The following is a 16750-nucleotide window of genomic DNA, read 5'->3' on the forward strand; positions in this document are numbered from 1 at the left end:
GGCTTTAAACCACAATTATTTAATTAACAATTAATAATTAATAATTCGGTAAGAGTAATGCTCAAATGCTGGGATTGCCTATTCGGAAACAGCTTGAGCAAGCTGTGGAGTCAATTACTTGCAGCAATTGTGGAGACGAAAGTGTTGCTACTAATAATTTCTGCCCTGAATGTGGCAATAAATTTTAATTAGATATCTCCAAAAAAGACTGTAGGGAGGTTCCATGGAACCTCCCTACAAAACAATGTTTAATTTCTGAAGATGTCTATTGTTATACAAGGGTAGGGAGAGTAGGGAAGGTTTAGTCTCGCCTACCCTTACATAAAATAAATAAATGCCGAAACGATGGCTATTTCTTGACTACAGGAGTAGCCTGATGCTCAACTAGAAAGGGATTACAGTAATATGAGAAATCTTTCCATCTAATCCATTATCCTTCTCGTAAATAACCTGGACGTCTCCATCGTCATAATCTTTTTCAAATGTTCCAATACATACGCTGTCACCACCACTTACCGATCTAATTCTGATTATTGAAAAGTCATCATCTCGACCTCCATCAGGAGAATCATAGACGTCTACAGTAGTATATTCAACTGGTCCTTTGATCAACAAAGATCTTGCTTCGTCGTTATCACATCTGCTCGTATCTTTACAATTATCGTTAACATCTACACTAGAATCATAAGTAGCAATTACGTCCTGACTGCAATTGTTTCCTTCGTAAAAGACTAAATCACCTGCGAAAGCTGTACTTGCGTTGGTGATTAACAAGCTAATTGAAGCTAATCCGATGAGTAGCGTAAGGGCAAAATGCTTAATTAGTGAACTGAATTTTGTCTTCATCAGTCAAATTTATTTTTGGAACATCTACTATGATTAGAGATCATCTTGATTAGCTAAGTCAATACACAATTAACATTTTTTTACAAAGGAGTCATATTATGTCTAGATGTCTAGATATAGCGCTACGCATTAATGTTAGGACATTTCCTCTGTTTCCTTTTCCTACTGGAATGCTGGGCAAACAGCCTAAACTTAATTGTCCTAAGCAAAAAACATACTGCTATAACTGGATTTCATATAAATCATAAAAAAACTAATTATATCAGGTGTTGTTCAACAATTAATAATTAATTATTAATTATTACCGAAATATTGTGGTTTAAAGCCTCCCCCTTTTAAGGCAGGGCTGTTTCATTCTCGTGAAAAACAGAGAGGGAGATGGGGAGATGGGGAGAATTTTCGAGCCAATAGTCGGGATCTAAGCCAAATTTATCCATCCATACTCGAAGGTAAATTAACGAATTGTTAGTCATTCGAGTTGATTGGAGTTATTGAACTAGACTAAAAAAGTCAAATTTTCATCACTAAAGAAGCTGCAAAACTAGCAAATTTCGGTTGATGAAAGTGAGCCCCCCATCCTCCTATCACCCTATCTCCCTAAATCGTTAACTTACGATACTTTGAAACAGCCCTGCCCTTTTAAGGGGATAATAAATAAAAATTTTCCTGTTCGTCAATCCTCTTCTTTTCAAGGAGAGGTGATTCTCAATTCTCAATTCTCAATTCTCAATTCTTGAACTCTTCTTATAAAAAAGAGGATTGACTAAAAGGAATTTTTTTTCTTTTTCCTCCATGAATGGAGAGGTTTTATACCTTAATTTTTGGCATTGCTGAGTGGCGGGATGAATATAACTGGGACAGGCATCCTGCCTGTTCCTGCCCGCCCGCAAATATAAGGAACGGGCAAGATGCCCATTCCACAAAACTATAAAACTATTAAAATCCCAAGCGTATTTATGCAACGCCTAATTTTTCGGTAATTGCTAAGATGATTTTTTTGTAGTGATAACTACCCTTTGCCTATCCAGAAGGCAACAGGTAAAAGGGAAGAAAAGCAAGAGCTAAGAAGAATAGGAAACAGAAAGTTTTTTGATCCCTAATTATCTAGACATGATATTACTCGGATTTGATATGACCTAAATTCATCTTAAACAAGCAGCCAAATCTTCATCCGGAGTAGCGATCGCCTGTAAGTTATATTTCTGCTGCAACAACTGAAACACATTGGGCGAAATAAAAGCAGGCAAAGTCGGTCCTAATCGAATATCTTTAATTCCCAAATACAATAAAGTCAACAAAACTGCCACTGCTTTTTGCTCATACCAAGACAAAATCATTGACAAGGGTAACTCATTCACACCCACATCAAAAGCTTTTGCCAAACCTAAAGCAATTTGAATTGCCGAATAAGCATCATTACACTGACCAACATCCATCAACCGAGGAATTTCACCTATTAAACCCATCTCTTTGTCGAAAAAGCGGAACTTACCACAAGCAAGAGTCAAAACCACACAATCTTCAGGCACCTTCTCCACAAACTCTGTATAATAATTCCGGTCAGGTTTCGCTCCATCACAACCACCCACTAAAAAGAAATGACGAATCTTGCCTTGCTTCACCGCATCAACCACAGTATCAGCAACATTCAAAACTGTATTTCGGGCAAAACCAACCATTACCTGTTTCGGTTCCCCATCTTCAGTAAACCCAGACATTGACAATGCTTTTTCAATTACGGGAGTAAAATCAGGAATACCATCTGCTGTTGGATCTAAATGAGTCATTCCCGGATATCCCACCGGACCAATACTAAATAATTTATCCTCATAATTTTCATGGGGAGGCATCAAACAATTAGTTGTAACTACTATCGGACCTGGGAATTTAGCAAAATCTTTAGTTTGATTTTGCCAAGCAGTGCCATAATGACCGTAAAAATGGGGATATTGTTGTTTTAAAAGCGGATAACCGTGGGAAGGCAAAAGTTCGCCGTGAGTATAGATGGTAATATCAGTATCAGCAGTTTGTTTTAAAATGGCTGCAATTTGTCGAATATCGTGACCAGAAACTAATATTGCTTTTCCTTTCCGGGGGTTTAACGGTACAGCAGTAGGTACGGGATGACCATAGGTTTTTGTATGACCTGCGTCTAACAATTCCATTGCTTTGAGATTAATTTCTCCCACTTCCAACGCCAGGTTTACCCAGTCGTCGAGGGTTAGGTCTTGGTTATTTAGGGCGACTAATGCTTCGGCAATAAAGTCATAAATTTTTTCATCTTCTTCTCCCAACTCCATAGCGTGGAATGTGTAGGAAGCTGCGCCTTTAATACCATAGATGACTGTTAATTTGAGAGAGAATATATCAATGTTACTATCAGAGTGAGCAAGAAATTTTAGAGAAACATTTTCACCTTGGAGAGATAAACTTTCACTGTAGTCTGGTTCGTAGTTAGCTAGGGGAGACCATTGGGTTTCAGGAATTTGAGTTTTCAGGTTTTCTCGGTGAGCGATCACCTGTTTAATATATTGAGCAAAGCTTTTTTTGTCAAAGTTAACGTTTGTCATTGTAGCAAATATTGACTCGCAGATAAAGATATCTATTTCTTTAGTAGAAATATTTAATTGTTTTGCCTGGAGTCTGACTTCTGCCAACCCCCGTAGGCAGTAAACTAATAAATCTTGTACGGCGTTCAATTCTGGACTTTTCCCACAAGCTCCCCATTGGTGGCATCCTTGCCCGCTGGCGGTTTGTTCGCATTGTTCACAAAACATAGACATAATTTTTTTCTCCTGGTAGGTTTTTATCCGTATAGACCTCTTGCAAAAGTTTTAATTAAATCAATTAGAGATATAGAATCAAAAATTTCACCCCTCCTATTCCTTATTACCTATTCCCTGACTTGTGCAAGAAGTCTTATATTTTTAATTTAGTTACTGGCTAGAAATTTTGTCTTTGACTTAAGTCAATAATTAGTAAATTTTTGAGGTTGCCGAATAATTTGTATTTTATTTAACTGCTAACTTCTATTTTTATGATAAGTCTCAAAACAGATTGCTGTTATTAAAACTTAGTTAAGAAATATTTTTTAAGTAGAAATTCTTATCAAGCATTTTGAAAAATTCACTAATGCTACATCACCACCTATAGCTCTACAAGCAAAAGTTAAAACCTTTTTCTATTCCCTTTTCACCCAAAGCTATTTTCTCTGGAAAAAAGTCTAATGATCTGCAAGTTAATAACTCATAACTTTGTTTTTTTAAATTTCATAAATATCCGAAAAATATTGTTTGTAAAATATGAAATATCACACTTATTATATGGTAAAATTCAGCTAAAAATCATTTTTATAATACTTTTTTGTAAAGCCGAACCTACATTTTTTTAGGTTTAATTAGACTGACAAACTTAAATAATTTATAAAAAAAACAATGAATGAACAAATATCAAAAATAAGTCAATTTATAGCTACTACTCAAATGTTTAATAGTCTTCCCTCAGAACATTTGCAGGCTGTTAGTCAAATAGCTAAATTTCAAATTTATCAAAAAAAAGAACCGATTTTTTGGGAAGGAGAAGCAGGTGTTGGCTTTTTTATTGTTTTCTCTGGCAAGGTCAAAGTTTTTAAATTTTCTCCTGAAGGAAAAGAACAAATTTTACACATATTTAGCACCGGAGAACATTTTGCTGAAGTGCCAGCTTTTGATGGCAAATGTTATCCAGCTTCCGCAGAAGCATTGACAAAAACTGAACTCTTATTTTTCCCTAGAATAGAATTTTTAAAACTATTAGAAAATCATCCGAAGATTGCGATTAATATGTTGTCAGTTTTTGCTAAATACTTGCGCTTATTTGCCAAATTAATTGAAGATTTATCACTGAAAGAAGTACCAGGAAGATTAGCCGTTTATTTATTAGAGTTAAGCGATCGCTCTTCTGACCCATCAGAAGTCAAACTAGATATGAGTAAAAGTCAATTAGCTGCATCATTAGGTACTATTCCTGAAACTCTTTCCAGAGTTTTTGCCAAGTTAAGCGAACAAAAATTAATTTCTATAGATGGTAAATCAATTAAATTATTAAATATTCCTGCTTTAAGAGTTTTATCCGCAGAAAAAAGAAATCAATTTTAACAATGGATAATGGCTAATTATTAGCGAACGCTTTTATTTAGTATAAAATTTCAATAATAAAGATGCTTTTTTTATATTCCATACTTCCCTATCTCCCCACATTCCCTTACCTAAAAATCAAGGTTTAAAGACTCTACTTTTAAGGAGGAAAAAAGACAAAAGTTCCTCTGAAGCCATCCTATTCTTAAAAAGAAGAGGTAATTATTAATTAAATAATTCAACTTTATTAGCCTCCCCTTTCAAGGGGAAAAAAGCGGTTGAGAGATGGCGTTATGGGAGCGGCTCTGCAAGAGCGGGTTTCCTCACCATATCCAATCGACCAAGAGAAGAAACAGTATTTCCTTGTATTCAATCAAGAGCAGTTTCAACCAGAGGTAATTATCCATTATCCATTATCCATTATCCATTAATGAACTATTCCTCTCCTGTCAAAGCATCTGCAAAAGGGTCTGGCAAAGCCTGTTGTATTTCCATTTCTTCATGATCTTCAACAGATAAATCTTCACTATTCAGATTTTTTTTTAAAATCTTTTTACTATTTTGACGCCGACTATAATCCTGCAATCTTACCAACTCATCTTGATAAACCGAAATAATTCTTGTCAGAGACTCAGCCACTTCATCCCAACTTTCGTCATCTATAATTTTTTCTGCAATACCTTGGAATAAATCCCCACTTTGGTTTTTTTGAACATACTCCTTCAGCAACTTACCAGACTTTTGTAAAGCTGCCTGATATGCCTCTCCATCAGACCACCAAAGCCCAGGCTGATTCAACAACCAAGTCAGAATATATTCTTGAGCGTGTTGCTCTTTCACCCAATTAGCAAGATACTTTAATTCATCCATAAAATACCCCTTTAAAATACCCCTTTGAACTAGAAAGCTTATTGCAATGATTAACTTAATCTGTAATGTACAGTAGGATATCATAATTTATTCATACTCTACATCTAAAATTTACCTAGAATTGAAACTGCTAAAATCAATAATAGTGCTGAATTTATTTATACAGAATTTTACCCTCTCTTAAAAGATTAATTTATTTGTATCGGCCTATACTTGAAATCTTAAAAAAAACCTTTAGTGGAAACAGTCAAAAAGAAACAACTGTAATCTAAAAACGGTAACTTAAATTAGAGAAAAAGTCAGGGAAGTAAAAATTATTATGGGACAGCAAAAATTTGGTGTTATAGGTCTAGCTGTAATGGGAGAAAACCTAGCCCTCAACGTAGAACGTAACGGATTCCCCATCTCTGTATACAATCGCAGTGGTGACAAAACTGATAAATTTATGGCAGAGCGGGCACAAGGGAAAAACGTACACGCCGCTTATACTTTAGAAGATTTTGTCCAATCCCTAGAAAGACCTCGTAGAATCCTGGTTATGGTAAAAGCAGGAGGACCTGTTGATAAAGTTATCGAACAACTTAAACCCCTCCTAGATAAAGATGATATGATTATCGACGGTGGTAACTCCCTCTACGAAGATACAGAACGCCGCACTAGAGAATTAGAATCTACCGGATTAGGTTTCATGGGGATGGGAGTTAGTGGCGGTGAAGAAGGAGCTTTATGGGGACCTAGTTTAATGCCTGGTGGTACAGAGGCTTCTTACAAAGAATTAGAACCAATTTTAACTAAAATCGCTGCTCAAGTTGATGATGGTCCTTGTGTCACCTATATCGGTCCTGGTGGAGCTGGTCACTATGTGAAAATGGTACATAACGGGATTGAGTATGGCGATATGCAGTTAATTGCTGAAGCCTACGACTTGTTGAAAAATGCTGTAGGAATTAGCAACGAACAACTCCATGAAATTTTTGCTGAGTGGAACAAAACTCCAGAGTTGGAATCTTTCTTAATTGAAATTACTGCAGATATCTTCACTAAAAAAGACACTGAAACTAGCAATCATCTAGTTGATATGATTGTTGACTCTGCTGGACAAAAAGGTACAGGTAGATGGACGGTAATTAATGCTTTAGAGTTGGGTGTTGCTGTTCCCACTATTACTGCTGCTGTTAATGCTCGGATTATGTCTGGGATTAAGGATGAGCGTGTCGCTGCTGCTAAAGAATTGACAGGTCCGACTGGTAAGTACGAAGGTGATGCCCAAACTATGATTAATAAGGTAAGGGATGCTTTGTACTGTTCTAAGATTTGTTCTTATGCTCAAGGTATGGCATTGTTGGCTGCTGCATCCAAGGAATTTAATTACAATCTGAATTTGGGTGAGTCGGCACGGATTTGGAAAGGTGGTTGTATTATTAGAGCTGGATTTTTGAATAAGATTAAGAAGGCTTTTGATGAAAATCCTGGTCTACCTAATTTATTGTTAGCTCCAGAATTTAAGCAAACTATTCTCGATCGCCAAGATGCTTGGCGGGAAGTTGTTGGTTTGGCTGGTCAGTTAGGATTACCTGTTCCTGCTTTTAGTGCTTCTCTGGATTATTTTGATAGTTATCGTCGGGGAACTTTACCTCAAAACTTAACTCAGGCTCAACGGGATTATTTTGGTGCTCACACTTACGAGCGTATTGATAAGCCTCGTGGTGAATTCTTCCATACTGAGTGGCCTACTAAATAATTCTTTACCATTCAAAAATTAGGCGATCGCTCTTTGGTTAAATAGAGGCGATCGCCGTTTGCTATATCTATAATGTTAGACATCTCATCGTAGGGGCGAATTCCTGCGGAATGCTGCGCAAACGCGATTCGCCCCTACTACCAAAATATTACAACTAAAGTGGGATTACTATAGTAGATATTATTAGAGGAAGGTTTAGTGAACAAACATTTCCCGTAATTTTTCTTCCTGCTCTTTTGGCAGATTAGTTGCTACAATTTCAAAATCTATCTCTTTAATCACTTCTGCTACCCGATCTACAACTGCATCTGTGCTTAACAAAAATAATGCAGAAGTTCCCTCAGTTACTTTTGTGCGGACATCTTTAATAAAATCATCATTGATGCCAATATCTTTGAAAGAAGCACTTAAAGCTCCCATTGCAGCCCCAATAGCCATTCCGAAAATCGGTACAAAGAAAATGATACCAAATAGCATTCCCCAGAAAGCACCATCTAAAGCACCTAGAGCTTTAAGGTCATATAATTGACGGGTTTTGGGTTTTTTCTTTCCTTCTATCCAACTCACAATTGCTGCATCTTGAATTTTGATTAGTTCTTGTTTTTGTAAGTCACCCAAAATACTAATCATTTTATCTGCACCGTCAGCAGTTGGGAATTTTAAAACTGTTAGAGTTGCCATTGAAATTCTCCTTAATGAGCAGAAAATTAATTTATATGTTTGACTATAGAAGATTTTATCAGGAATCATCGCGTAGCAAGAACACTATATTTTTTCAGCCTCAAACCGTGAATTTGTATCTACAGTTTGGTTGGGAAAAATTTTTCTTGTCCTAAGCTTGCTCAAAGGCATTTTTTGAATAATTTTGACATACTCTCCCAGGGCTGTTTCATTCTTGGTTAAGAAAGAAGGGGAGCGAGGGAGCAGGGGAGAATTTTCCACGCTTACCCTAGATTTTCCTCAAATTTATCAATTCTTCTTAAACGTTAATTAACGAATTGTTGTTATCTCAGAGAATTAAACCAGATATTTTAGACAGAGTTTAATGACACTCCGAGGCTGAAAAATCGGCAAATTTTGGCTAATTTCTCTATTTCGTGATCCTCTAATACCATTTTGAAAAAAGAATGTTACGAATAGTAAGGGCAATAAAAATATTTTACAGGAGATATCTTTTTGACAAAAAGGATGATTTACGGCATAAAAAATGGTATTGAAGCCATTCCCATGCGACTCCTGACTCCTGACTCCTGACTCCTGACTCCTGACTCCTAAAAATCCCCCTAGTTATTTGTAGCAAACATTTATAAAATTGGTATAATCTCTCGTTCTCCTTAAATTGTTAACTCACGATACTTTGAAACAGCCCTTCCCTAAAAGGGGGAAGCTTTAAACCAATTTTTTTGGTAAAGAGATACTTGTACTAATTCATTGAATATGTTTTGCTAAATAAATATACTTTCAAATTTTAATTATTTTTCTGTATAGATGGAGTAATAAAACTATTGCGCAATGGTTAAAGAAAAAAACAAAAAAATCGTCGGAACTACAGAAGCAGCATTTTTATTGGGTATTTCAGCTCAACGTTTGCGGGTATTATTAGCTCAGGGTAGAGTTAAAAATGCTGAAAAGGAAAATGGTTTTTGGCAAATTCCTGCTTATGGGCGTAAAGGTTTTGAAATGCCAATTATTTTTCCTGGTAGAAGGGGTCCGAAAGGTAATTGGTGTAAAGAAAAGCGGGCTAACCCTACAATGATTCATGTCAATCAGCACCTAATTAAGGAAAATGCCAAGAATCCACTAAAGGAATTGAAGCCTGTAATTTCTGTAAAGCAAACTAACTGTAATGATTATGGTTATCAGTTAGAAATTAAGGGTCCTTGTCGAATTGTGTATCGTCCTCACGACCCGGCTGAGTGTGGCGCTCATTTGTGGATTGATACTTTTAGTCGGGTCCAATTTGTAGATACAAATTTTCATCCGATTAGTGCTTGCCGAGCATATAGATATGTATAGATGTAAGTAGGTAGATAAAATTTATATTTTTTCCCATATCTGTCGTGATAAGCTGATAGTTAGAGTCAGAAACATGAACGACAGATGAATAATGCTGTAAACAATCAAGCCCTAGTAGATGCTTTGGCAAAAAATCTACCGGAGGACGCATCTGAAGTTGAAGTCGATCAGATTTTTGCATCTGAATTATTTAACTTTTTAGGTTTTCAAGTAAATGAACGAGTGCCTTCTTTTCATACAAGAAGTCGTACCAATCCAGTCGATCATGCTTTACGTCATAATAGGGAAGATGACATATTTAATCAAACTAGAACTAACCCAGATGTTCTTGTAGAATTGAAAAAGCGGAATCTTAATTTAGCTCCTGGTTCAAAAGGATATAAAGACACTTTTACACAAATTCAAAGGTATTTATTAGCCGAAAACTGTAAAGCAGCGAAGTGGGGAATAATTACCAATGCTAATCACATCCAATTATTCAGAAAGCATGAAAAAGTTGTTCATCCGGCAACAATCTGTCTGGGAATTAATCCAGAAAATATCATCAAAATCGCTACTTTAATTAAAGAAAAAATTGATAAACCACGAAAAGCATTAACAGTAGCAGTCTATAACAATAAAGGTGGGGTAGGAAAAACTACAACTACAGTTAATACCGCAGCAGCCCTATCACTTTCTGGTAAAAAAGTTTTGATTGTTGATTTTGACCCGAATCAAAGAGACATGACAAATTGTCTAGCAATTAAACCAAGTACACCTACTTTTTATGATTCCTTAATAGATAAAAATATTAATGTTAGAGATGTAATTTCTCCCTACATCGGCTATAAAAAATCAAAAAAAGAATACGGTTTTGATGTAATTCCTGTCCATGAAGAACTTAGCAATTTTAATTGGGATAATATTACACAAGAAATTACTTTTGACCGATTAAGTAAAGAATTAGAGCAACTAAAAAACAACTACGATTATATCTTGATTGATTCTCCTACTAACTGGTCAATATTTAGTGTTAGTGCTGTTTATGCAGCAGATGTAGTTTTACTTCCAGTAGAACATAATAGCTTACCTTCTCTAGAAAATGCGGCTAAAACTATTAAGGAATATATACCAAAAGTTCAACAAGCAAGAAGAAAAAATAGAGATTTCGGACCTATAGCTTTGCCGATTTTTTTCAATGGCGGAAAAATGAGCGAACCTCAAAAAAGACGTGTTCAAATCTATATTGATAAATTAATTCAAGATACTCAAAAGAATTCAAATAATAAGTTTAACCTTCAACCATATTTTTATCCTTACTATACGAAAGCAAGTAAAAACAGAACAATATTTGAGTTGCCTTATCATGCAGCTATAGCAAATTATGCTTTTCTTCATACACCTGCTGCTTATAAAAATAAGGTGGTTTATGACAATTACAAGAGTTTGGTTAAGGAGTATTTTCTACAATGAGCAATCTGAGTAAAATTGGTAAGTTAATACATCTTTATATGGATGAAATTGAAGCGGGAGATGGAACAAATGCTCCAGATTTTTTAATTTCATCAACGGCAAAATTTATGAATGAAACTGGTGGGAGAAATTGGATACCTGTCATTGTTAAAGAAGTAGGAGAAGATCAATATCAAGTAATTGGCAATTCTTTTATTTTTGCTGTAGCTGAAGCTGCTGCTTTAGAAAAAGTTTGGTGTATTATTGCTGATGAAAGTGAAGAAACTGAAAAAATTAGCAAAATTTTATCTGGAGAAAAAATACCACAAATAAATCTTTCGACTGCCACAAGAGATGAAATTAAAGCAGCTATTCAATACTTAATTGAAAAACCAGACAGTCAACTTAAAAGAGTTAAATTGCCAGTAGTTACAAATCGCATTGATGAAGCACCACGTCAATATTGGAAAGATTTTAAACCAATCACAAAATTAGGGTGTGGAATTACGACAGCTAAAGTTAATGCTTTAAAAGAAGTCTTCTATCTAACTCCCCAACCAATACCAGAACCAGAGAAAGTAAATCTTTCCATTGCCACAAAAGACGAAATTAAAGCAGCGCTTCAATATTTAATCGAAAAACCAGACAGCAAACTTAAACAAGTTGACCTAGAAAAAGCAACAAACTGTATTGATGAAGCACCACGTCTATATTGGAAAGATTTTAAACCAATCACAAAATTAGGATGTGGAATTACGAAGGCGAAAGTTAATCTTTTAAAAGAAGTATTTTATCTGACTCCCGAACTAATCTCAGAAATAATAACAGACCGAAATGTTTTGAATAGTATGACAGTAACAGAGTTGAAAAAAATGGCAAAAAAACAGGAGATACCTGGATATACCAAAAAAAAGAAAGAAGAATTAGTTGAGTTGTTAAGCGCTATTAATTAGTATCCAAGATTGATAAGAAACCACCAAACTGATGAAAAATTATTGCTAGTGGCTTGTTATATCATGTCCATTTGAATAGTTATAATTAAAGCTCGTAGTAGGGCTTCAGCCCCCCAGATAGATATAGCACTACGCAAATACCTTAGGAAATTCCTCTGTTCCCTATTCCCTGTTCCCTTACAACCCAAACTTATTGTCCTCACCAAAAGACGTAGTGCTATATTTTATGGTCTAAAGCCCTACTACAAACAAGAACTTTTTTATCACTCATTATCCGGACATCATATTAGTCAATTTTGGTAAGAGCGATCGCCTGTTAAGTAAATAGTCTGGGGAAAATTATCAAGCAAAAATAAAGATAAAAACTGTTGATTACCTAAACCAATAACAAAAAAATAAAATACAAAATTACGTTCACCCTTTACAGCGTTTTTGTATAGGTAACAATAGGGACGTTCCATGAAGTCCCTACTGTTACCCATCTCCCAATCTTCCCATCTCCCCATCTCCCCATCTCCCCATCTCCCAATCTCCCCATCCCCCCATCTCCCCATCCCCCCATCTCCCCATCCCCCCATCTCCCAATCTCCCAATCTCCGAATACCCCCAAATCCCGAACTCCTTTACTCCCTACTCCTATTTACCCTAGGAACAAACAGAACAAAATCAGTAGGAACTATCGGCTCAATACTTGAGTTAAAACCACCTACTTGATTAGTACGCAATATCGACAACGAAGCACCAAACTGGAGAAAAATCATTGCTAGTTGGTCGTTAGTAAACCGAGGTAGGAGCGATCGCCAACTTGCTGCAAGTTGCCCTAAAGTTTCGAGGGGAGTTTCTACAGGGAAACCTCCTAGAGTTGTTGCTTCATAACGCCAGTCTGTTCTTGCTCTTCCTAAAGGTGTTAAGTGATTTTCTAAAGTTTTGACTAGGTTAGTCAACTTTTGAAATCTTTGAGTTTGTTCATCATCGGGATGTTCTCTCAACCATTTCATAATTAGGGGATTTAATTTCAACTGGGCGACCATCCGGTTCAAAGCTGTATAGAGTGCTTGACTAGAATCTTGTACACAGGAATTTATCGGACTGACAGAAGTAGTACCTCTACCATCTCCAGTTCGATAACGAGCTGCCATTACATCTAGTTCTTGCACTATATAATTGAGTGGGGAAAATTTAACGCCATTAAAATCATAATCTTCAGTCATAGGTTTGAACTTAATAATAATCTCGGAAGTAGGGCGAACTCCTAACCATCCCCATTGTCGATCGCCCATATATCTCATCCAAGATAAGGTACCGGAAATAATTCCATCACAGTTATGCGTGTAGATTTGTCGATATTCCAGATTAAACCGAAGTTCATTAGTCAGGGGTTCCCGCACTACCTTTGCAATACCAAAAGCAAAATGACCAAAAAATATTCCCAAGGGTGAAAGTTCTGGTTTTTTCCCGCCAATACCTCCATAAACGTGCATGAAAATAGCGCGTTCCCCTTCTTGCCAAATAGGAGCATCAGAAATTTCACTTTCTTCTGGTTTTTCAGTAGGATCGAGGAAAATATTTGCAATATTACCTTTCGGCGCGACTTCCTCCTGCCAATATTTATGGTTGATATAATCTAAGGTGGCTTTTTTTCCAGAAATTATTGTCTGAGGTTGAACAGAAAATAAAGCACGAGGAGCGATCGCCTGTACGACAAACTTGCCTACAGAATTTTTTGCTCCATAAATATACCAACCTCTGGAATTTACAGGAGAATTTTCCAAACCTTCATTAGTAGAAGGTAAAACACCATTACGGTCAGCAACCACAGAAGGAATATAAACAATTTCCTCCATACCATCAAATTCCTGAGAGTTGGGGTTATAGTGAGAAACCCGAAATAAATCGTCGCCGACAAACTCTTTAATTTTCACCAACCCATAAAAACGACCAGAAATTTGAATCGGTTCGCGACTAATATATAGACTTGGGCGACCTGTACCAGTATCCTCAACTATCACAGGCTCAGGTAAAGCTACTATCACATCATCTTCTGGTCTGGCACCTGCTAAAGATTCCAGAGGATTAACATTTTGCCAATTATTTATTCGGTCTGGATGAATATTTCCCTGTTGCTTACTTACCCTTACCTGCTCGACAAATTTAACATTCGTTGTCACAAGCTGAACATAAGTTTGTAAGTTAGGATCATCACTCCAACGTAAATTTACAATTTGTCCGATGAGGTGTTGATTTGCCGAATCTGCTGTATGAAGTTCTAGTAAAACACCTTTAACTTTTTCCCTTTCTTCGGCAGTCGGTAAAATTAACCGCCCTACATAAGTACCGATAGGTTGATAAAATTCTGAATTAATATTTTGAGTAATTTCAAGTTGGCTAAATTGAGCATCATTAAAATTTTCTCCTTCTGCTATTGGTAAATTTTCTAAATCTTCCTCTGTTGAGTTTTGGCTATTGCCGACTAAATTTTCTCTCTCAATATTTTGAGTAATTTCAAGTTGGCTAAATTGAGCATCATTAAAATTTTCTCCTTCTGCTGTTGGTAATGTTGGTAAATTTTCCAAATCTTCCTCTACTCCTTCTGCCCTCTCTTGGTGCGCATTCCCTTGCGTCTGTCGCCGACGCGGGGTCGCACCGCTATTCCCTATTAAAGGATAATAATTAGGATGATTAAATATAGCCTCCTTATAAAGCTCGTAATTACTAAAAGTTCTAAAATCATCAGGATTTAATCCAGTAGCTCCCCAATTTTTCGTTAAAATTCCCGAAATAATATCCAATGTTTGCTGTAGATAAGTTCTACCATCAGGCAACCTTTCACTTCCCATCGGACCTGCTTCAGCATTATGAGCAACCGGACCAAGAGAAATAAAACTAATCTTATCTCGACGTTTAGCACAATTCCAATTAGACAGGAATAACAGCGGCCACCTGCCAGGAAACATAAGCGGACCTAATTTCTCCACACCATCCTTTTCTCCCACCAGATGATACAAACGCTCTACTTCCATTGCTCCAGTATTGCCACTTATTACCCCTGCCAAAGAAATAACTTCAATTGGAGCACCCGTCGCTTGCTTGAGAAAAGATACCGCCCCCATAGACATTTGACCGCCTCCACTATAACCAATCAGAGCGATCGGTTTTTTACTACCCAGAGGATAACCAAAGTGGAGAAGACTATCGAATAAAACTTGTGCTAATCCCTGATTTTGAATCGGACCATAACGGGGATCGGCAGCAACAGCAACAGCAGCCACATTTCGCAAGTTGATAATACCTGCAATGGGGTTATCAGGATTTCTATCAGCAATAGAATCAAGAATATTCCACAAAAATGCTAAAGGTCTATCTCCCGTTAAAGGTCGGTTTGTGGCAGAATAAGGCATAATACCCTTAATAATTGCTACATCTAAAGGAGTAGCATCAGCTAAACTATCTAAAAAATTTTCAACAATGGGTATGTATTCGTAAGTACCTTGATTAATTCCATCCAAATACAAAACATAAACGGAAGCATCTTGGCGATCGGGTACTTCTGCAACTAAACTGCCTGAATATCTGAGAGTTGGAGCTTCATACCATCCCGCCCACCAAGTTAAAGATTCTAGGGGAGTAAAAATTATTGAGCATAAAAGAGCAATTAAACTGATACCTACTAAGTTAATGGTAAGTTGAACCGTATCGTTAAAAGCTATGAACCAAATAGAGAATAAATTTCCAGATGTGGGTGAGAGTAGGATGATGAGAGAAAAAACAATAAATGCAATAATTATATATTTGAAGATCGATTTAATTTTCTGCTTTTGCGGTTTATTAGTTTCTTGAGGTAACAAGTCAGTGGTAATTTGGAAGGAACTAGATTCGTTTCCCGCCATAACAATTTCTTCTAGTTGTTGCCTATCTGTGACTAACTCAGTTCCAGCAGCAAGATTTAACAACCATTGCCCAAAAGCAGTAATCGGACGACCAATAGTGCGCTGAGATACTTGATGTACTATCCATCCCAAGATATTACAGGCAAATGCTCCCCAAATATTCAGTTGCGTAATTTCTCGTATTCCTGTGATTTCTGCTAGTAGAGTCCATAGGGTGAGTAGGACACTGATGGGAATGCCAAAATAAGGTAATCCAATCAGAAAACCTAACATTTGAGGCGCATAACTCAACCCTAAGCTACGGATAACTGTTAGTAGTTCCACGTTGGTATTGAAAAATACTTGCCCAGTTAACCAAAGACTAATTGCCCAAAACCCAAAGCCAAAGACAAATATAATTGCAGAAATTCCTAAGCTGAGGAAAAAGCGTAATTTTTGAACTTTATTAATGAATAGTACAACAGATTGTCCGATGGCTTGTGACAAACCAGCAATTAAGACAATAGTTAATGCTACCTGTGTACCTTGAGGTAGAGTATTAATTTGGTTATAAACTTCTGGATTAAGAGTTAATGCACCTGATATGAGATGCCAAAATTGATCGAAAGCTGATTTTGTCATAGTCTTTATTGAATCAAGAAAAAGTTAGAAGGAACAATAAAAGGTCATAGCAAATGTTGGATGTCTCAATCCTATAATATCTTTGCCATTCATGGTTTACCTTTCAGAAACAACTTTACATATTATATTTAAGCAGATTTAGTCTAGACTAAATTATTTTTTGCTGAAAATTTTCTCAAAATTAGGTGTTAAGGGATAGTGACAAAATTGAGAATAGTTGAAAGGTCTTAAAATCTATCTTATCCTACTAAAAATATATTATTATCCAGG

At 36.3% G+C, this 16750-nt stretch carries 12 protein-coding genes; 5 read left to right on the forward strand and 7 right to left on the reverse strand.

The window, feature by feature from the left end:
* Window positions 1-384: 384 nt before the first annotated feature.
* The 3 genes from ACP6PL_RS12235 to hcp form a co-directional block, all read right to left on the reverse strand.
* Complete coding sequence (locus tag ACP6PL_RS12235) at window positions 385-846, reverse strand: hypothetical protein (protein WP_426545538.1); 462 nt, start codon at window positions 844-846, stop codon at window positions 385-387.
* Window positions 847-1181: 335 nt separating this feature from the next.
* Window positions 1182-1319 carry a hypothetical protein gene (locus ACP6PL_RS12240; RefSeq protein ID WP_426545539.1) on the reverse strand — a complete coding sequence of 46 codons (138 nt, stop codon included), beginning with the start codon at window positions 1317-1319 and terminating at the stop codon, window positions 1182-1184.
* A gap of 669 nt (window positions 1320-1988) precedes the next feature.
* Window positions 1989-3623, reverse strand: coding sequence for a hydroxylamine reductase (gene hcp / locus ACP6PL_RS12245; protein ID WP_426545565.1), 1635 nt, complete (start codon window positions 3621-3623; stop codon window positions 1989-1991).
* 657 nt (window positions 3624-4280) lie between these two features.
* On the opposite strand from hcp, the gene ACP6PL_RS12250 reads away from it, so the two are divergent.
* A complete protein-coding gene (locus ACP6PL_RS12250) occupies window positions 4281-4982 on the forward strand; it encodes a Crp/Fnr family transcriptional regulator (protein WP_426545540.1) in 702 nt (233 codons plus the stop codon).
* Window positions 4983-5396: 414 nt separating this feature from the next.
* On the opposite strand, the gene ACP6PL_RS12255 is transcribed toward ACP6PL_RS12250, so the two are convergent.
* Window positions 5397-5831: a hypothetical protein gene (locus tag ACP6PL_RS12255; RefSeq protein ID WP_426545541.1), complete on the reverse strand. Its 435-nt coding sequence runs from the start codon at window positions 5829-5831 to the stop codon at window positions 5397-5399.
* Window positions 5832-6150: 319 nt separating this feature from the next.
* On the opposite strand from ACP6PL_RS12255, the gene gnd reads away from it, so the two are divergent.
* On the forward strand, window positions 6151-7572 hold the full coding sequence (gene gnd / locus ACP6PL_RS12260) for a decarboxylating NADP(+)-dependent phosphogluconate dehydrogenase (protein ID WP_426545542.1): 1422 nt from the start codon (window positions 6151-6153) through the stop codon (window positions 7570-7572).
* A 195-nt stretch (window positions 7573-7767) separates the two neighbouring features.
* Here gnd and ACP6PL_RS12265 read toward each other — a convergent pair whose 3' ends face one another.
* Window positions 7768-8253: a DUF1269 domain-containing protein gene (locus ACP6PL_RS12265; RefSeq protein WP_426545543.1), complete on the reverse strand. Its 486-nt coding sequence runs from the start codon at window positions 8251-8253 to the stop codon at window positions 7768-7770.
* 831 nt (window positions 8254-9084) lie between these two features.
* Here ACP6PL_RS12265 and ACP6PL_RS12270 point away from each other — a divergent pair.
* The 3 genes from ACP6PL_RS12270 (at window position 9085) to ACP6PL_RS12280 (ending at window position 11972) form a co-directional block, all read left to right on the forward strand.
* Window positions 9085-9588 carry a hypothetical protein gene (locus tag ACP6PL_RS12270; protein ID WP_426545544.1) on the forward strand — a complete coding sequence of 168 codons (504 nt, stop codon included), beginning with the start codon at window positions 9085-9087 and terminating at the stop codon, window positions 9586-9588.
* An 84-nt stretch (window positions 9589-9672) separates the two neighbouring features.
* Window positions 9673-11040, forward strand: coding sequence for an AAA family ATPase (locus tag ACP6PL_RS12275; protein ID WP_426545545.1), 1368 nt, complete (start codon window positions 9673-9675; stop codon window positions 11038-11040).
* Window positions 11037-11972 carry a Rho termination factor N-terminal domain-containing protein gene (locus ACP6PL_RS12280; protein WP_426545546.1) on the forward strand — a complete coding sequence of 312 codons (936 nt, stop codon included), beginning with the start codon at window positions 11037-11039 and terminating at the stop codon, window positions 11970-11972. Before ACP6PL_RS12275 ends, ACP6PL_RS12280 begins: the two co-directional genes overlap by 4 nt.
* 290 nt (window positions 11973-12262) lie before the next feature.
* On the opposite strand, the gene ACP6PL_RS12285 is transcribed toward ACP6PL_RS12280, so the two are convergent.
* Window positions 12263-12565, reverse strand: coding sequence for a hypothetical protein (locus tag ACP6PL_RS12285; protein ID WP_426545547.1), 303 nt, complete (start codon window positions 12563-12565; stop codon window positions 12263-12265).
* A gap of 30 nt (window positions 12566-12595) precedes the next feature.
* Window positions 12596-16480: a Yip1 family protein gene (locus ACP6PL_RS12290; protein ID WP_426545548.1), complete on the reverse strand. Its 3885-nt coding sequence runs from the start codon at window positions 16478-16480 to the stop codon at window positions 12596-12598.
* Window positions 16481-16750 lie beyond the last annotated feature (270 nt).

Source organism: Dapis purpurea BLCC-M126 (assembly GCF_050015975.1).
In the GTDB taxonomy this organism is placed as follows: Bacteria; Cyanobacteriota; Cyanobacteriia; order Cyanobacteriales; family Microcoleaceae; genus Trichodesmium.

Bases quoted from the DNA above. Each gene is read 5' to 3' on its own strand.
- ACP6PL_RS12235 (WP_426545538.1), bottom strand. From the start codon at position 846: ATGAAGACAAAATTCAGTTCACTAATTAAGCATTTTGCCCTTACGCTA.
- ACP6PL_RS12240 (WP_426545539.1), bottom strand. From the start codon at position 1,319: ATGACTAACAATTCGTTAATTTACCTTCGAGTATGGATGGATAAATTT.
- hcp (WP_426545565.1), bottom strand. From the start codon at position 3,623: ATGTTTTGTGAACAATGCGAACAAACCGCCAGCGGGCAAGGATGCCAC.
- ACP6PL_RS12250 (WP_426545540.1), top strand. From the start codon at position 4,281: ATGAATGAACAAATATCAAAAATAAGTCAATTTATAGCTACTACTCAA.
- ACP6PL_RS12255 (WP_426545541.1), bottom strand. From the start codon at position 5,831: ATGGATGAATTAAAGTATCTTGCTAATTGGGTGAAAGAGCAACACGCT.
- gnd (WP_426545542.1), top strand. From the start codon at position 6,151: ATGGGACAGCAAAAATTTGGTGTTATAGGTCTAGCTGTAATGGGAGAA.
- ACP6PL_RS12265 (WP_426545543.1), bottom strand. From the start codon at position 8,253: ATGGCAACTCTAACAGTTTTAAAATTCCCAACTGCTGACGGTGCAGAT.
- ACP6PL_RS12270 (WP_426545544.1), top strand. From the start codon at position 9,085: ATGGTTAAAGAAAAAAACAAAAAAATCGTCGGAACTACAGAAGCAGCA.
- ACP6PL_RS12275 (WP_426545545.1), top strand. From the start codon at position 9,673: ATGAATAATGCTGTAAACAATCAAGCCCTAGTAGATGCTTTGGCAAAA.
- ACP6PL_RS12280 (WP_426545546.1), top strand. From the start codon at position 11,037: ATGAGCAATCTGAGTAAAATTGGTAAGTTAATACATCTTTATATGGAT.
- ACP6PL_RS12290 (WP_426545548.1), bottom strand. From the start codon at position 16,480: ATGACAAAATCAGCTTTCGATCAATTTTGGCATCTCATATCAGGTGCA.